We start from the raw sequence: 15139 nt of genomic DNA, 5'->3' as shown, positions 1-15139 counted from the left end.
GCTCAGGCCCGCGCGCGGGTGCCGGCCTGGCTTGCCTTGCGCGCCTCGATTTCTTCCATCGTGGTGACCTGATACCGGCGTCGCCCCGGACGCGGCTCGGTCACTGCGAACAGCGCCTCGAACGGAGCCGCATGCTCCGCGCAGCGGTCGGTTTCCGCAGTCCGGCCCTCCGACACGACCTCGTACGTCTTGGCCTCACGCTGCCTGTCCTGACACACGTCACACACGGTGATGGTGACTTTCACAACCGTTCCTGTTCATGTCGCCGATGCTGCACCGCAGCCTACTGACCGTGGTTGACGTGTGGACCACCCGGATGTTCACTCTCCCCGCAGGTTGTTGATCAGCTGGCGCGTCCAGCCCGGAAGAAAGTCGAACGAATCGGGATGCCCGCTAGCAAGATCCAGAATGAGCAAGAGGTCCTGCGATGGTTCGAGGAGGGGCGAAGCTACCAGTGGATGGTGGAGGAGTACCGCCGCAAGTACGGCATCGACACCGTGCCCTCGCTCTGGGGAAACTTCCGCCGACGGCGAGGACTCCAGCGGCGGACGATCCGCGACGACGAGCTGATCCCGTGGCTTCTCAAGGACGAGCACCGGTGGCTCTTCCCGATCCAGATGTTGCGCACCGAAGCGCGCCGACGCGCCGGCAAGCAACTGCGGGACGAGGAGAAAGTCAAGCTGGACGCGTGGCTCAGGCGGCTCGCGAGGGAGAACTCCGTTCTGCACTACGACCCGGACACCGAGGAGGGTTGGTTCTACGTTCCCCGGCGACCAGGCATCGACACGGACATCATCCGGGTGCCCGAGCGCAAGACGACTACCCGCCCCGCAGCAGACTGAGGGCCAGCCAGGCCGTCGTCCCTACATTTCCGGATGAGTGGCATCACCATCGGGCGATTTTGGACGGCGTCACGGTCAGGCGGCGAAGCCGCGTCGGCCCTGAGACGTGTCGCCCGGCAGCGGCAGGTCCTCGACGTGCTGCCACTCCAACTCGTCGTTGTGCCGCAGCGCCGCCTCGCCCCAGGAGACGCGGAGCAGCCCCGCGTCCGAATTGCAGGCGTAGCCCACCAGCAACACCTTCGGCTCGACGGGCAGCCGCTCGACCGCTTCCCGCAGCTCCGACCGGTCGCGGGCCTCCTGGTCGCTGAGTGGCATGAGCGGCAGGGTGTCCTGCTGGTAGCGCGACTTCGGTCCGTACAGGACGAGGAGGTCCCGGGCGAAGCGGCTGAATGTGCGCCCCGGCCTGGCCCGTGCGATCTCGATGTCGCTCTTCGTCGAGTAATGCCAGGGCAGCAGGAAGTGCCCCGCGCAGAGGGTGATCCTGAACTGGGCACCCGGTGGCCGCAGGTCCGTCACGTCGGGCAGATCCCGGAGGCGCTGGTGCAGCTCCTCGTACTGCACCAACCAGCGCACGGTTCCGAAGGCGTGATCACTGGTCATCTCGGACGCCTCGCGGGCGTCCATCGCGCGCTCGACCGCCCGCTTCAGGGCCGCCGGGACGCGCTTTCGCAGCGCCACCGCCTGGGCGAACCCGAACTTCTCGATCGACCACTGCGACGGCCCGTCCCCAACGCCCACACCGATCACTCCTCGTGTCGTACCGCACACGCTCCGACATAGACGGTCTCACGAGGTTCGATGTAGGGCCAAGGGTTGTCACGGCATCCCGGCCACCTCGCGGCGGTGGGCGCGCAGCGCTGCGGCGTCCGGACGGTCCGCCGTACGGGCCGGCGGGCGCAGTCGCTCGCCATGCCATTCGGCGTAGTGCGCGGCCCCCGCCTTGACCCGGACGCGAAGCTGCTCGTCGATCCAGATCACGCCGCGGTCGAAGAGGTTGTGCAGGTCGGCCCGGAGCAGCAGGCCGTTGGTCACTTGGTTCGTGGCGGGTCCGTCGTACGGCGAGATGTGGGCGGCCTGGAGGGCGGCCTCGGTGTCGCAGCCGGTGATCGCGCAGCGTCCCCCGTACGCCTCGATGAGCCGGCGCCGGAAGCCTGGCTGCCCCTGGCGGGTGGTGACCTCCGCGAGCCGCCGGCGACGCCCCTCCGGCAGCCCTTCCGGTTCCGGCGCGCGGCGGCCGTCCAGCACGGCGGCGAGGCGCTCGACTTCCTCCGGACGCATGCCGCGCACCCGGCGGACGGACGTCGTGGGCACACCGGGCACCGCGTGCCCTTCGGCCAGGAGGAACCGGGTCAGCTCGTGATCCCAACGGATCGACACCCGCCACTCGGGCTTGTCACCGCCCGTCTGCTGGTAGGGCTCGTCCCAGACGACTCCGCCGGCGACGAGCCGGCCGAAGGGTTCGGTGGCGTACGCCCAGATCCGGTCGCCGGGGGCGATCTGGTGGTAGCTGGAGGCCAACCGCCAGTCGACCACGCCCTCGGTGGTGGTGAAGTACTCCCAGACGCTGCGGTCGTCGCCCCACTGCGGGCCGCGCTCGTTGACCGGGTAGATCCAGTCCGCTGGGCTGCCGGTTGGTGCGTCGTCGGCTCGGCCCTGCCCGGGGAGCTGCCGGTTGAAGCGGGGACGCACCCGCTGGAGCAGGGCGTCCTTCAGGCCGTCGGGGTCGTCGGTCTCCCGCCAGCGGACCTCGCACCCGCCCAGCCAGTCGGCGATCTCGTCGGCCGACGCCTCCCGACCGAGCTGCTCGTCGAGCCACCGGCCGACGTTCTTGTGCAGCGCCGACGAGCCCCGGTTGCCGGTCAGGTGCTGGCGCAGCCGGTCACGCAGCGGCTGCTTCGTGGTGTTGCCGACGTAGACGATCTCGTCGCCGTCGAGGACCACGTGCACGCCGAGCGTCCGGGGCCCCTCGGCGGCCACCTCCCTGGTGTACGGCTGGGCGGAGCTGAAACCAGTGAGCAGGTCATCGTGCGGGGTGTCGACCATCCCCGGACGCTACCGGCCACCGTGCCGTCCCGCCGTCCTTCGAAACGTCGGCCGCTCATCGAACGGCTTGCCGGGCCCGCGACCGCTCATCGGCCTGCCGGGTCTGCCAGGTGCGGAGCGCCTCCTTGATGCGGTGGTTCTCCGCGCGGGTGAGGTCGAGCTGGCGGGTGCGGTCGCGCAGCTCGTGGGCGAGGCGGTGCAGCAGGGCATCGACCTCGTCGACCCGGTAGCCGCGCCGGCAGAGCGACGTGCGCGGCAGCGCGACGCCGATGATCCGGTCCGGCGTCAGCGGGCCGGGCGGGGCGTGCCGGCTGCGGTAGACGGCCATCAGGGCACCATCTCCGACGGCAGGTGGATGCGGTCGGCGGGCACCCCGACGGCGAGCAGCCGCAGCCGTGCCCCGGCGAGCATCGGCGGTGGGCCGCAGACGTACACGTCGTGGTCGGGACGATGGTGGTCGAGGGCGACGGTGAGGGCGTCGCCCTGCTCGGCCGGCTCGGCGCAGGGGTCGTGGCTGAAGGCGGGTACGACCGTCAGCCAGTCGTGGGCATGCTGAAGTTTGTCGAGGGCGATCGCGTCGTAGAGGTCCGCGAAGGTGCGGACGCCGACGACCAGGGTGACCCGCCGGCCGTCCGGCGCGGGGGCGACCTGCTCGACCAGGGCACGCAGCGGCGCCAGGCCGGTACCACCGGCGACGAGCAGCAGGTCGGCTTGCGAGTGCGGGTCGAGGCTCAGGCCGGCGTCGCGGGGCGGGCCGAGCCAGAGCAGTTCGCCGGGGCGTACGTCGTGGACGAGGCTGTGGGAGACGGTGCCGGCGGCGAGGGCGCGGACGTGCAGTTCGACGGTGCCGTCCGGGCGCGGGGCGTTGGCCGGGGAGAGCCACCGCCAGCGGCCGGGCCGGCGCGGCGTGCAGACGGGGACCGCCTGGCCGGGCCGGTGGGGCAGGCGACGCCAGGGGCGTACGGTCAGGATCGCGACGGTGTCGCACGGCCGGTCGCGGTCGACCACCTCGGCGGGCCACCACGCCGGGCCGTCGTCGGCGCGGGCGGCGGCGTCGCGCACGGCCTCGGCGGCGCGGCGTCCGGCGCGCTCCCAGGCGCCGGCGAGCAGCGGCGTCCACAGCGGGCGGGCCTGCCTGGCGACGGCGGCGAGCAGCGCTTCGCCGATAGCGGCCTCGTGCGGCAACAGGTCGTGCCGGCGGTACGCACGGCCGAGCACCGCCAGCAGCGCCGCCCGCCCGGCCGCGTCGTCGCCGCCGCTCGTCAGGCGGCCGAGCGCGGCGAAGAGCAGCGGCGCGTCCCGTTCGGGGAGCACGCCGGGGCGGCCGTCCTCCAGCGTGCACCAGAAGTCGTCGGCGCCCTTGTCGACGGCCGCCTCCCAGGCGGCGGTGAGGGTCACACGCCCACCTCGCCGGCGAAGGCGCGCCGCGCGCGGGCGACCCGGTCGTCCGGCAGGCCGAGCGCCCACAGGACGCCCGCCAGGTAGTCGACGATCCGCCGCTGCTGCCCCTCCGACAGGCCGAGCCCGTGCCACGGGTCCGGAATCGGCTGGCCTTCGAGCGCGGTGGCAAGGCTCGCCGCCAGGTGCGCGCCGAGCCGGTCCAGGTCGACCCCGACGAGGTACGGCGACAGCTCCGCGTCCGCCACCACCAGCCGCAGCCACTGGCCGACCGCCTCCTGTGCGGTCATGCCCAGCCGCCCTGCTCGGCCCCGGCCTCGGCTTCAGCTTCGGTGAGGCCGGCGGCTTCCAGGGTGGCCCGGCCCCAGCGAGCGAGGCGACAGGGGTACGGGACGCGCTCGCTGCGGCACAGATCGCCCTCCGGCCAGCTCTCGGGCACATGCGTTCGCACCGCCCGTACGGCGGTGGCGAGGTCCTCGTCGGTGACGGGGGTGAGGACCGGGAAGTCGTCGAGCAGGGTGGTCACGTTCTGCTGCCCCTCGGGTTGCGGCTTGTGGAACGGCGCCGGGGCGGGCGGGGGCGGAGCTGCGTCGTTCGGGTCGACGCAGCTCCGGAGCCGGCACCCGCCCCGGGCCATGCGTCCACCCTTTCCGAGCTGCGAAAAGGCCGGAATGACCACGTACTGCACTTGGCCGGTAACTGCACTGCATCTACTGCCGGTAATGTGCACGACGACCGATCTCCACATGATCGAAGGCGGCACGATGACACCCGTGCAGCGATGGACCGGCCGTGAAACGAAGGCACTTCGCCACGCGCTCCGCATGAGCATTCGTGACTTCGCCGTGCATCTCGGCGTGGCCGAACGAACCGTGTCGAAGTGGGAAGCGGGCGGGGAGAGCGTGAACCCCCGCCCTGAGATGCAGTCGGCCCTGGACACCGCCCTCGCCCAGGCCGCCGAAGAGGCGCGACGCCGGTTCGCATCGGCGTTGCACCAGCAGGAGACGGCCGCACCAGGCACGCCTGGAGGACGCGACCTGCGGGCCGCCGCACGTGAGCAGGTTGCGTGGGCTCGTCAGGCCCTCGGCCTGAGCGCCGATGACTTCGCCGTCGTGCTGTCCCGCACGCTGACGTGGCAGCCCACCGGTGACGACGTCACCGGTTGGGAAACGAACTCGGTCCCACCCGGGGACGTCGTACTCGCGCTCTCCGCGATTCTCGGCCCGTCCGCCGCCGCCAAGGAGGACACGGGCCGGTTTGGTGACCTCGTCGCCGTCTACCCGAACCGGTCCGAGTTCTCCACAGACCTGCCCGCTGACCAACTGCTCGGCGGAGCGCAGGAGGTGCGGGCGATCGGGCTGTCACTCAACCTGCTATCGCAGGGGTATGCCGATCGCCGGTGGCACGACCTGGTCGCGGCCGGTGCGCACGTCCGCCTTCTGTTCCTCGACCCCGACGGGCAGGCCGTTCAGGCGCGCGAGGCGGAGGAGGGCTTTCCGGCGGGGCAGTTGTCCGGGCTGACGAAGCTCAACATCGAAACCCTGATGCGGGTACGCGACAGGCTGCCCGATGGGCTCCAGGACCGCATGGAACTGGCCGTCTACGACGACACGCTCCGCTTCAACGTGGTCCTGGTCGACGGTCTCTGTGTCACCCAGCCGTACTTGGCGGAGAGTCGAGGAGTCGACTCCCCCGCGTTCGTCGTCAGGCGGAGACCGGGCCGGGGGGGGGGCTGTATCCGGTGTTCGAGCAGTTCTTCGAGACAGAGTGGCGACGGGGGCGGCAACTGTGAGCGACTATGGGCACCTGTTGCCAGTTGCGATGGACGCAGTTGCGCGGGCGGCCGAGGCAATGCGACGTCGACCACCGGGCGCGCTGACCGTCAAGGGTGACCGCGACATGGCATCCGCACTCGACTACGAGATCGAGCGCGACATCCGTGAGCTTCTCCGCACGGCGACTCCCGAAATCGGATTCCTCGGCGAGGAGCACGGCGTCAGCGGGGCGGGTGACATGCAGTGGGTGCTGGACCCGATCGACGGGACGGCCAACTTCGTGCGAGGCATCCCGCTCTGCGCGGTGTCGCTCGGGCTGCTGCACCGTAGTGAGGCCGTTCTCGGCGTCATCGAGCTGCCCTTCCTCGGCAACCGCTACGCCGCCGCCCAGGGCGACGGTGCCACTGTCGACGGCAAGCCGATCCAGGTGAGCAGGACGGACCGGCTGAGCGAGGCGATCGTGGCCATCGGCGACTACGCCGTGGGCGAAGATGCTCCGGCCAAGAACGAACTCCGGCTCGCACTGACCGCTCGGCTCGCCGAGTCTGTGCAGCGGGTGCGGATGACCGGCACTGCGGCGCTGGACCTGGCGTGGCTGGCAGAGGGAAAACTCGATGCTGCGCTCACCCTGTCCAACCATCCGTGGGACATGGCAGCAGGAGTTGCCATCGCACGGGAGGCAGGAGCTCAGGTGGTGGACTGGGACGGCACCAGACATGGCGCGAACTCGTCCATGACCCTGGGCGTCACGCCAGCTCTGATCGACGACACGCTCGGGCTGCTCAGGGATGCGGGCCGACAGTAGAGCAAACTGTCATGGACCCGACACCAGTTCCGGAGCAACAACGCAGCGCGAACGCAGCTACCTTGCCTGGGTGACGGATCTTGGGCGGGGTATCTACGAGCACCTCATCACCCGCGAGCTGGCGGATCGCCTCCGGCACGTCGACCCCGCCCTCGTCCAGCACCACAAGCTCGACCCCGCCGACGCCCCCGACACCCTCGCCCGCCACATCGCCGCGCTGGCCCACCGTGCCCTGCACGCCCTCCCCGGCGGCGACGACAAGCTCCAACGCCAAGTAGACCTGGCCAACCGCATCGCCGACGCCATCGCCGCCGTAAGCCCCCAGGCGGCCACGGCGCAGGACCAGGTCACCGACGCCAAGCACCTCTTGCACGCCATCGCCGCACCGCCGACCCCACCCGCGCAGCCCACCTTCCCGCAGCGCCCCACCACCCCGCTCTCCACCGGCGCGCTGCTGGTCAACGGCCGCCACCAGCCGCGCATCGGCCACGAAGTCACGCACGAGATGGCCTCCGCCGAGTCCGTCGACCTGCTCTGCGCGTTCATCAAGTGGTACGGCCTGCGCATCGTCGAGCCGGCCATCCGCGACCTGATCGTCCGGGGCGGCAAGCTGCGCGTCATCACCACGACCTACCTGGGGGCGACCGATCAGCGGGCCCTCGACCGGCTGGCCGAGCTGGGTGCCGAGATCAAGGTGTCCTACGAGACCAGGACCACCCGCCTGCACGCCAAGGCGTGGCTGTTCCGCCGGGGCAACGGCATGACCACCGCGTACGTCGGCTCGTCCAACCTGTCGAAGGCCGCGCTGGTCGACGGCGTGGAGTGGAACGTACGGATCTCCAACGTCGAGCAGCCGCACGTCATCGACACGTTCACGGCCACGTTCGAGGACTACTGGAACGACCCGGCGTTCGAGGACTACGACGCCAGCAGGGACGCGGATCGGCTCAGGCAGGCGCTCAGCGGGGAGCGTCCCGGCGAGGCGCCGATCCAGATCGCCAACCTGGACGTGCGGCCGTACCCGTACCAGGCGGAGATCCTGGCCGACCTGGACGCCGAGCGGCACGTGCACGGCCGCTGGCGCAACCTCGTCGTCATGGCCACCGGCACCGGCAAGACGGTGGTCGCCGCGCTCGACTACCGCCGGCTACACAAGACGGGCAAGGCGGACTCGCTGCTCTTCGTCGCCCACCAGGAGCAGATCCTGCGGCAGAGCCTGGCGACGTTCCGGCAGGTGATGGGCGACGGCAGCTTCGGCGAAATGCTGGTCGGAGGCAAGGAGCCGACCCACTGGCGGCACGTCTTCGCCTCCATCCAGTCGCTGCACCGGCGGGAGATCGACCCCGAGGCGTACGACATGGTGATCGTCGACGAGTTCCACCACGCGGAGGCACCGACGTACGCCAGCCTCCTGGAGCGGCTGCGACCGCGCGTACTGCTGGGGCTGACGGCGACCCCCGACCGGGCCGACGGCGGCGACGTGCGCCGGCACTTCGGCGGACGCACGGCCGTGGAGCTGCACCTGTGGGACGCCCTGGAGCGGCAGTTGCTGGCGCCGTTCCAGTATTTCGGGCTGCACGACGACGTGGACCTGTCGCAGCTGCGCTGGAAGCGCGGGCAGGGGTACGACCCGGCGGAGCTGGACGTCGTCTACACCGGCAACCACGCGCGGGCGCGGGCGGTGCTGCGGGCGGTACGCGACAAGGTCGACGTGGCCCGGATGCGGGCGCTCGGGTTCTGCGTGAGCATCGGGCACGCCCGGTTCATGGCGGACTGGTTCACGAAGCACGGCGTGCCGTCGGCAGCGGTGACCTCGAAGGTCGACACGCCCGATCGGCACGCGCTGCTCGCCGAGTTTCGCAAGGGCACGCTGCGGGTGCTCTTCACCGTTGATCTTTTCAACGAGGGCGTCGACCTGCCGATGGTCGACACGGTCCTGATGCTGCGGCCCACCGAGAGCGCGACGATCTTCCTCCAGCAGCTCGGCCGCGGGCTGCGCCTGGACGACGACAAGCCCTGCCTGACCGTGCTCGACTTCATCGGTGGGCAGCACGCCAACTTCCGCTTCGACCTGCGCTGGCGGGCCCTGACCGGGGTGAGCCGGAAGTCCGTCTACGACGCGGTCGACCAGGACTTCCCGAGCCTGCCGAGCGGCTGCCACATCGAGCTGGATCGGGTGGCCAGGGACATCGTGCTCGGCAACCTACGCTCGGCGTTGCCCACGTCGAAGCGGGGCCTGCTGGCCGAGCTGAGGTTGCTCGGGGACGTCAGCCTGGGCGAGTTCCTGCGCGAGACGGGCGTGGAGATCGAGGACGTGTACCGCTCGGCGAGCGTCGGCGGCTGGACCGGACTGCGCCGGCTCGCCGGGCTGGAAGCCTCGACGCCCGGGCCGGACGACCGGGAGTTGGGCCGGGCCATTGGGCGGATGCTGCACCTCGACGACCCGGACCGGCTTGACCTGCTGGCTCGGGTGGCGGCGGGCGAGCGGCCGGGCGATGGGCGGCTGTGGGACATGCTGCACTTCGACCTGTGGGGGCCGAACGCCCCGCTGACCTCTCGGGAGGAGCGGTTGACGCGGCTCCAGGCGGAGCCGGCCCGCTGCGCCGAGCTGCGCGAGGTGGCCGAGGTGCTGCGGGACCGGATCCACCGGGTCACGCCGGAGCCGCTGTCGGCGGCGGTGCCGCTGCGGGTGCACGCCCGATACAGCCGCAACGAGGCGTGCGCCGCCTTCGGGATGCCGAACCCGGGGTCGCTGCGCGAGGGCGTGAAGTGGCTCCCGGACTCCCAGGCCGACCTCTTCTTCGTCACGCTGGTCAAGTCGGAGGCCCACTACTCCCCCACCACCATGTACGCCGACCGCGCCATCACCGACACCCTGTTCCAGTGGGAGTCGCAGAGCACCACGTCGTCGGCGTCGGCGACCGGCCAGCGTTACATCCACCACGCCTCGCGCGGGTCGACGGTGCACCTCTTCGTGCGGGAGACCCGAATCGCCGACCGCGACCTGGGCGCGCCGGCCTACCTCTACGCCGGCCCGATGACCTACCGGGAGCACACCGGCGACCGGCCCATGCGGATCATCTGGCGCCTGCACCACCCGCTGCCCGCCGACATGTACGCGGCCGCCCGGGCCATCGCCGCATGAGCATCCGGCAGGAGGTGTTGGACCGGCTGACCTCGCTGCGGCTGCACCAGCAGCGCGGGCGGCGCGCGCCGCACAAGCCGCTGCTGGTGCTGCTGGCGCTCGGGCAGCTCACGCACAGCGGGTCGAGCGAGTTGCCGTGGTCGGCGGTGCAGGAACGGCTGAGCGACCTGATCGTCGAGTTCGGGCCGGCGTCGAAGACCGGGCGGGCGCAGAGTGCCGCGTACCCGTTCACCCGGCTCCGCAGTGACGGCGTGTGGACGCTGAACCGGGACGTACCAATGGATCTGGTCGGGCCGTTGGCGACGCACGACGTGGCAGGGCGTCTCGATGCCGCCACCGAGTCGGCGCTGCGCCGGGACCCCGAGCTGGTGCGGCGGGTCGCCCGCGCCCTGGTGGAGCGGCACTTTCCGCCCACCATCGCGCCCGACGTGCTGGCCGCGGCGGGTCTGGACCCGGACGACATCCTCCAGGCGCCGGGCGTCACCCCGGTCCCCGCGCGGCGGCGGGACGCGGCCTGGCGGGTGGCGGTGCTCCAGGCGTGGGACCGACAGTGTGCGTTCTGCGGGTACGACGGCCAGCTCGGCCACGCCTCGGTCGGCGTGGAGGCCGCGCACGTGCGCTGGTGGGCCTTCGACGGCCCGGACAGCCCCGACAACGGCCTGGCGCTCTGCGTGCTGCACCACAAGCTGTTCGACTTCGGCGCGCTCGGGCTCGACGCCGACCTGCGTATCGAGGTGTCGGCCGCCTTCACGGCTCGTACGCCGGCCGGCCGGTCGACCTATGACCTGCACGGCAGGACGCTGCGGCCGCGCCCCGGGACGCAGGTGCCCGCCGTCGAACACATCTCCTGGCACCGTCGTGAGGTGTTCAAGGGCGAATCACTCGCCGCCTAACTTGATCTTTAACCCGTGCGGCGTGGGCGGGGTTGGCGGACTTCGTCTTCTTTGCAGCTGCCTGATCCTCTATGCCACCCGCCCGGCCTTCAGGGCGCTGCGTGTCGGCACACCGATGGCCTACGGCCACCCTTGGCCCCGACCGGCGCCGCAGTCCTTGGCACCTTCCAGGGAATGGGGCAGACTGGCGGCCATCCTCAGCCGGGAGGCTGGACGATCTGCCGCGGAACTAGCCCCCTGTCTACTTCTTCCCAGATCGCCGGAGAAGCGTAGGGTGCAGCGGCCCGCAAGTCGCAGGGGTGTTTTCGGGCTGCTGTCGAGGTGTCCGTTGGGCCGGCGCACACAGGCACCTGGCAGGCTTTCTGGGGAAGCTCGAAAGAACCCACCAGCTTATGCGGGTGCTGAAATCCGACACTCGGTGGTCTTCCTGTCAGGATGACAGTAAGCCTATGGTCGATTCATGTCTGACGATCGATGGGTTCCACCGACCGTTCTTCTTGCGGTTGACCTCGTCATCCTCACCTTGCGGGAGTCGCGCCTGCATGTGCTGTTGATCGAGCGCGGGATCGAGCCTTATCAGGGTGCCTTGGCCCTGCCCGGCGGTTTCCTCAGCCATGAGAAGGAAGACCTCGCGACGGCCGCCCAACGAGAGCTTGCCGAGGAGGCTGGTTTGGGGCCGGATGAGTTGCACCTCGAACAACTCGGCATCTACGGTGCGCCGAATCGTGACCCCCGAGGGCGGGTGGTCTCCGCGGCCTACCTGGCCATCGCCCCTCGGCTACCCGAGCCGGTTGCCGGCACCGACGCGTCCCAGGCGCGTTGGACCCCGGTAGCGCAGGCGCTGTCCGGTGACGCGCAGCTGGCCTTCGATCATGAGCAGATCCTGACCGACGGGGTCGACCGGGCGCGGGAGAAGTTGGAGCGGTCGGCGCTCGCCACCGCGTTTTGCGGTCCGACCTTCACGATCGCGGAGCTTCAGGACGTCTACGAAGCGGTGTGGGGCGTGCGGCTGGATCCACGGAACTTCTACCGAAAAGTGCAGAGCGTGGACGGCTTCATCGTCCCTGCTGGCCCGAGTCGCAAGACCGAAGGGGGGCGTCCCGCTCGGCTATTCCGCTCCGGGCCCCGCACGACTCTTCACCCTCCGATGACCCGACCCCATGGCCAGGCAGACAAGGAGACAGCGTGAGCACGAACAGCGGTCTCGTCGTGATCCTCACGGCGCTGAACCTCGAGTACGAAGCGGTCCGCGACCAGTTGACCGACCTACGGGTGCGCCGGCACCCGGCCGGCACCCGCTTCGAGGTCGGCGGGATCGACCGAAGTGACTGCCGGGTCGCGCTGGGGCTGGTCGGCAAGGGCAATCATCCGGCTGCCGTGCTCGCGGAGCGGGCGATGGCCGAGTTCTCCCCAGCAGCCGTGCTGTTCGTGGGAGTCGCCGGTGGCCTGTGGCCCAACATCCGGCTCGGCGATGTCGTCGTCGCCAGCAAAATCTACGCCTACCACGGCGGCACCAGCGAGGACGACGGTTTGAAGGCCCGGCCGAAGGCGTGGGAGATCCCCCATGAGGCCGACCAGATCGCCCATCACGTCGCCAGGTCCACCGCCTGGTCCCGAGGTCTTCCCGACGGCTCAACCCCTGCTGTCCATTTCGGGCCGATCGCCGCTGGGGAAGTCGTGCAGGACTCGGGGATCTCCGACCAGGCCCGCTGGATCCGCCAGCACTACAACGACGCCGTGGCGATCGAGATGGAAGCGGCCGGTGTGGCCCAGGCGGGCCATCTCAACCGTGCCCTCCCCGTTGTGGTCGTGCGCGGCATCAGCGACCACGCCGACGGCAGCAAGGCAGCCACCGACGGACAGAACTGGCAACCGAAGGCCGCACGTCACGCCGCCGCGTTCGCCACCGCACTGGCGCGAGAACTGATCATCGACGGGCCGGCGTCGCGCTCAAGCGGTTGCGGGGCCTGATTGCCGACGTGTCTGAGCTGGCGGCGCGGCTCGCGGCGATCATCGCCGTGGTGCGGGGCATGTCATGACGACCCCGACCGCGACCAACGTCGCCCAGGGAGATGCGCACGTCGACGTACAGGCAGGGGTAGTACACGGTGACGTCAACTTTTACCGGCTGCCGCCAAACCCGAGTCCAGAAGAGCAGTTCGCCTCCGCGTTGAAGTATCTCGACGCTCGAGTTCGTGATCAGGCGCGCAGGCTCATCGAAGAGGCGATTGCCGGCGGGTATGTCACCACCGAGGTTCAGTTCTACCGGCTCATCGCCCTGTTGAGTGGACGCACCCTGCGCCAACTCGCCACCGAGGAGTTGGATCGCCTCACCGCAATCTGCGCGAGCCTGCCCCACCTCGACGACCATGACGAGTGGGCTGCGGGGTTGAAGGTAATCATCCGCCTGCTGGAGCCGGTCCGCGCCACCGAGACGGAATTGGTCGTCAAGGAGATCGACGCCCTGAACCAGCGTCAACGCGTCGGGATCTACGGCCACCTTGAGGCGCTGCTCGAGGGTGCGATGCAGGATGAGATGTGGCGGAAGTCCGTCGCCCTGGCGGAGTCGCAGCGCACGGCGGGCGATCGATTCAGCAGGGTCTGGAAGTTTTTCCACCCCGCGCCCGCGCAGCCTCGGACCCTACCGGTGCAGCCCGCCGCTGTTCCGCTCCGCGACTGGTTACGTGCTGGCGCCGGCGCAGTGATGTTCACCATCGCCGTGGTGCAGATGATCGTGCTGGTGGCGACTCGCGGCACGCTCAATCCGTTCCTTGGTCTGCTCGCCGGCCTGATCGGGCTGGCCGCCTTCTGCGTCGGCGGAGCGGACCGGTACTACCGCAGGACACGACTCCACGCCAAGGAAGCACAGATTCGTCCACCCCGTCAGCGGCGACGAGAGGCTCCACCGGGAGGCTTTGCCCGCAAGGTGGACCGGCTCTTCGACCGGTACTTCGGCCGGTACGTGCCCAAAGGAACCGACCGAATGTACTGGCTTAAGCAGACGGCGGGGATTCGGCGGCACCTCCGCGACGAGGTGGTCGAGCTCTACCGGGAACAGCGCATCGAGGTCGACCGCATCGCCTGGCTCGTCCGATACCTGGTCGGCGATGTCCGAGAGCAATGGGAGCGGGACACGCTAACGGCGTACCGCCAGCAACTGCGCATCCCCGCCAGGACCAAGGCTCTTTACGTGGGTGGACTGGCTCTCCTTGCTGTTGGGGGCCTCTGGGTTGTTCCTGCCGTCGTGGTCAGCGCCCCCTTGTCTGGCGCAGGCTGGCTCCTGCTCGCGGGGGCGTCCGCGGTGCCAGCAGTGCGCTCGTCGTTCCGGATCATCGCCGAGCGACGCAGGATCGCCGACGACCAGGCGGAACGAGACGACAAGGACACCGCCCGTTGGGCGGCATACGACCGGTGGTGCCACAAGCTGTCCGACAAGCCGTCGGACACCGAGATGGCAGCGTGGCTGGAAAGCGACCGCAAAGTCCTGGTCGACGAAGCCATACAGCAATACCGGCTTCGTCCCAGCCACGTAATCGCACACGCCTTCATCGAGGCACCAGCACCCTCCTGCAAGAAGGCCCGGTACCCCCAGGGTCCGTGGCGGTACTCCCGATACCGTCTGCTCCTGTTCCTACTCACCGACGACGGCGTCCGCCAGGTGAACATCGATCTCGACTTCGAAACCGCCGCAAGCCACACCACCCAACGACTCAACTACCGCTTCGACGCCGTCGCCGCCGTACGGATCGACGGCATCGCCACCCGACAGCAGACCTTCGAGCTGACGCTCTTCAACGGAGAACCCATCTCCATCCGAGTGAGCGAACCTGACAACGAGACACTCCAGCACGACGAAAACCCGACCAAGATCGCTGAACTGTCGCTGGACGCCGCCGGGCTCAATCACACCCTGCACGTCCTCGAAGGCATCGCCGCCGAAGGCAAGGAATGGGTGAAACACCGACGCCACCGCGCCGACGAAAAACTCGCCAACCTCGCGAGCACCATTCGAGGTCTACTCGACTAGGAGTTCAGTCCATCTTCGACGATCAGCACGTCAACGATCGGGGCCGTGTCCTCCCCGCCCGCTCAGGTTGAAACAGCTCATTGCGTCTGCGGCTGCCGGCCAGGTCTCGAATACTGCTACGGCAACACGGTCGGCGTATCCATCAGCTGCCAAGGGGTCCGGGACGCTCCGAATGCCGACCCGATCAGTAGCGCCCACGCGACCAGAGGAC

At 69.8% G+C, this 15139-nt stretch carries 15 protein-coding genes; 8 read left to right on the top strand and 7 right to left on the bottom strand.

Annotation, left to right across the window (positions count from 1 at the left end; all coding sequences use genetic code 11):
- Window positions 1–2: 2 nt before the first annotated feature.
- Window positions 3–245 carry a hypothetical protein gene (locus AB0L34_RS03400; protein WP_350703024.1) on the bottom strand — a complete coding sequence of 81 codons (243 nt, stop codon included), beginning with the start codon at window positions 243–245 and terminating at the stop codon, window positions 3–5.
- Between the two features lie 141 nt (window positions 246–386).
- Here AB0L34_RS03400 and AB0L34_RS03395 point away from each other — a divergent pair, with 141 nt between their 5' ends.
- The gene (locus AB0L34_RS03395; RefSeq protein ID WP_363701500.1) at window positions 387–842 is read left to right on the top strand and encodes a hypothetical protein; all 456 of its coding nucleotides are present in this window, start codon (window positions 387–389) and stop codon (window positions 840–842) included.
- 75 nt (window positions 843–917) lie between these two features.
- Here the strand turns inward: AB0L34_RS03395 and AB0L34_RS03390 are convergent, their stop codons facing one another.
- The 6 genes from AB0L34_RS03390 to AB0L34_RS03365 all read right to left on the bottom strand — a co-directional run bounded on the left by AB0L34_RS03390 (window position 918) and on the right by AB0L34_RS03365 (window position 4809).
- Window positions 918–1580 (bottom strand): hypothetical protein, encoded by a 663-nt coding sequence (locus AB0L34_RS03390; RefSeq protein WP_363701498.1) that lies wholly within the window; start codon window positions 1578–1580, stop codon window positions 918–920.
- Between the two features lie 78 nt (window positions 1581–1658).
- Window positions 1659–2885 carry an HNH endonuclease gene (locus tag AB0L34_RS03385; RefSeq protein WP_363701496.1) on the bottom strand — a complete coding sequence of 409 codons (1227 nt, stop codon included), beginning with the start codon at window positions 2883–2885 and terminating at the stop codon, window positions 1659–1661.
- Window positions 2886–2940: 55 nt separating this feature from the next.
- Window positions 2941–3213, bottom strand: coding sequence for a DivIVA domain-containing protein (locus tag AB0L34_RS03380; protein ID WP_363701494.1), 273 nt, complete (start codon window positions 3211–3213; stop codon window positions 2941–2943).
- Window positions 3213–4283, bottom strand: coding sequence for an FAD-binding oxidoreductase (locus AB0L34_RS03375; RefSeq protein ID WP_363701492.1), 1071 nt, complete (start codon window positions 4281–4283; stop codon window positions 3213–3215). The genes AB0L34_RS03380 and AB0L34_RS03375 overlap by 1 nt, the downstream gene beginning before the upstream one ends.
- A complete protein-coding gene (locus AB0L34_RS03370; RefSeq protein ID WP_363701490.1) occupies window positions 4280–4573 on the bottom strand; it encodes a hypothetical protein in 294 nt (97 codons plus the stop codon). The genes AB0L34_RS03375 and AB0L34_RS03370 overlap by 4 nt, the downstream gene beginning before the upstream one ends.
- A complete protein-coding gene (locus AB0L34_RS03365; protein WP_363701488.1) occupies window positions 4570–4809 on the bottom strand; it encodes a hypothetical protein in 240 nt (79 codons plus the stop codon). Before AB0L34_RS03365 ends, AB0L34_RS03370 begins: the two co-directional genes overlap by 4 nt.
- Before the next feature lie 196 nt (window positions 4810–5005).
- On the opposite strand from AB0L34_RS03365, the gene AB0L34_RS03360 reads away from it, so the two are divergent.
- From AB0L34_RS03360 to AB0L34_RS03330, 7 genes are all read left to right on the top strand, one after another.
- Window positions 5006–6175, top strand: coding sequence for a DUF5919 domain-containing protein (locus AB0L34_RS03360; RefSeq protein WP_363701486.1), 1170 nt, complete (start codon window positions 5006–5008; stop codon window positions 6173–6175).
- Entirely contained in the window at window positions 6105–6863 is a 759-nt protein-coding gene (locus tag AB0L34_RS03355) for an inositol monophosphatase family protein (protein ID WP_363701484.1), read from the top strand. The genes AB0L34_RS03360 and AB0L34_RS03355 overlap by 71 nt, the downstream gene beginning before the upstream one ends.
- Window positions 6864–6933: 70 nt before the next feature.
- On the top strand, window positions 6934–10008 hold the full coding sequence (locus AB0L34_RS03350; protein WP_363701482.1) for a DUF3427 domain-containing protein: 3075 nt from the start codon (window positions 6934–6936) through the stop codon (window positions 10006–10008).
- Window positions 10005–10901: a phosphorothioated DNA-binding restriction endonuclease gene (locus tag AB0L34_RS03345; RefSeq protein WP_363701480.1), complete on the top strand. Its 897-nt coding sequence runs from the start codon at window positions 10005–10007 to the stop codon at window positions 10899–10901. Before AB0L34_RS03350 ends, AB0L34_RS03345 begins: the two co-directional genes overlap by 4 nt.
- 460 nt (window positions 10902–11361) lie before the next feature.
- Complete coding sequence (locus AB0L34_RS03340) at window positions 11362–12090, top strand: NUDIX domain-containing protein (protein WP_363701478.1); 729 nt, start codon at window positions 11362–11364, stop codon at window positions 12088–12090.
- Complete coding sequence (locus AB0L34_RS03335; RefSeq protein WP_363701476.1) at window positions 12087–12872, top strand: 5'-methylthioadenosine/S-adenosylhomocysteine nucleosidase; 786 nt, start codon at window positions 12087–12089, stop codon at window positions 12870–12872. Before AB0L34_RS03340 ends, AB0L34_RS03335 begins: the two co-directional genes overlap by 4 nt.
- Before the next feature lie 64 nt (window positions 12873–12936).
- Window positions 12937–14928, top strand: coding sequence for a hypothetical protein (locus AB0L34_RS03330; RefSeq protein ID WP_363701474.1), 1992 nt, complete (start codon window positions 12937–12939; stop codon window positions 14926–14928).
- Window positions 14929–15139: the final 211 nt, after the last annotated feature.

The sequence above is a fragment of the Micromonospora sp. NPDC052213 genome, assembly GCF_040679695.1.
Lineage (GTDB): Bacteria > Actinomycetota > Actinomycetes > Mycobacteriales > Micromonosporaceae > Micromonospora.
The sequence above is the reverse complement of the archived record's forward strand: the minus strand, read 5'-3'. Positions and strand labels throughout refer to the sequence as shown.

Bases quoted from the DNA above. Each gene is read 5' to 3' on its own strand.
- AB0L34_RS03370 (WP_363701490.1), bottom strand. From the start codon at position 4,573: ATGACCGCACAGGAGGCGGTCGGCCAGTGGCTGCGGCTGGTGGTGGCG.
- AB0L34_RS03345 (WP_363701480.1), top strand. From the start codon at position 10,005: ATGAGCATCCGGCAGGAGGTGTTGGACCGGCTGACCTCGCTGCGGCTG.
- AB0L34_RS03380 (WP_363701494.1), bottom strand. From the start codon at position 3,213: ATGGCCGTCTACCGCAGCCGGCACGCCCCGCCCGGCCCGCTGACGCCG.
- AB0L34_RS03385 (WP_363701496.1), bottom strand. From the start codon at position 2,885: ATGGTCGACACCCCGCACGATGACCTGCTCACTGGTTTCAGCTCCGCC.
- AB0L34_RS03330 (WP_363701474.1), top strand. From the start codon at position 12,937: ATGACGACCCCGACCGCGACCAACGTCGCCCAGGGAGATGCGCACGTC.
- AB0L34_RS03340 (WP_363701478.1), top strand. From the start codon at position 11,362: ATGTCTGACGATCGATGGGTTCCACCGACCGTTCTTCTTGCGGTTGAC.
- AB0L34_RS03395 (WP_363701500.1), top strand. From the start codon at position 387: ATGCCCGCTAGCAAGATCCAGAATGAGCAAGAGGTCCTGCGATGGTTC.
- AB0L34_RS03360 (WP_363701486.1), top strand. From the start codon at position 5,006: ATGTGCACGACGACCGATCTCCACATGATCGAAGGCGGCACGATGACA.
- AB0L34_RS03355 (WP_363701484.1), top strand. From the start codon at position 6,105: ATGGACGCAGTTGCGCGGGCGGCCGAGGCAATGCGACGTCGACCACCG.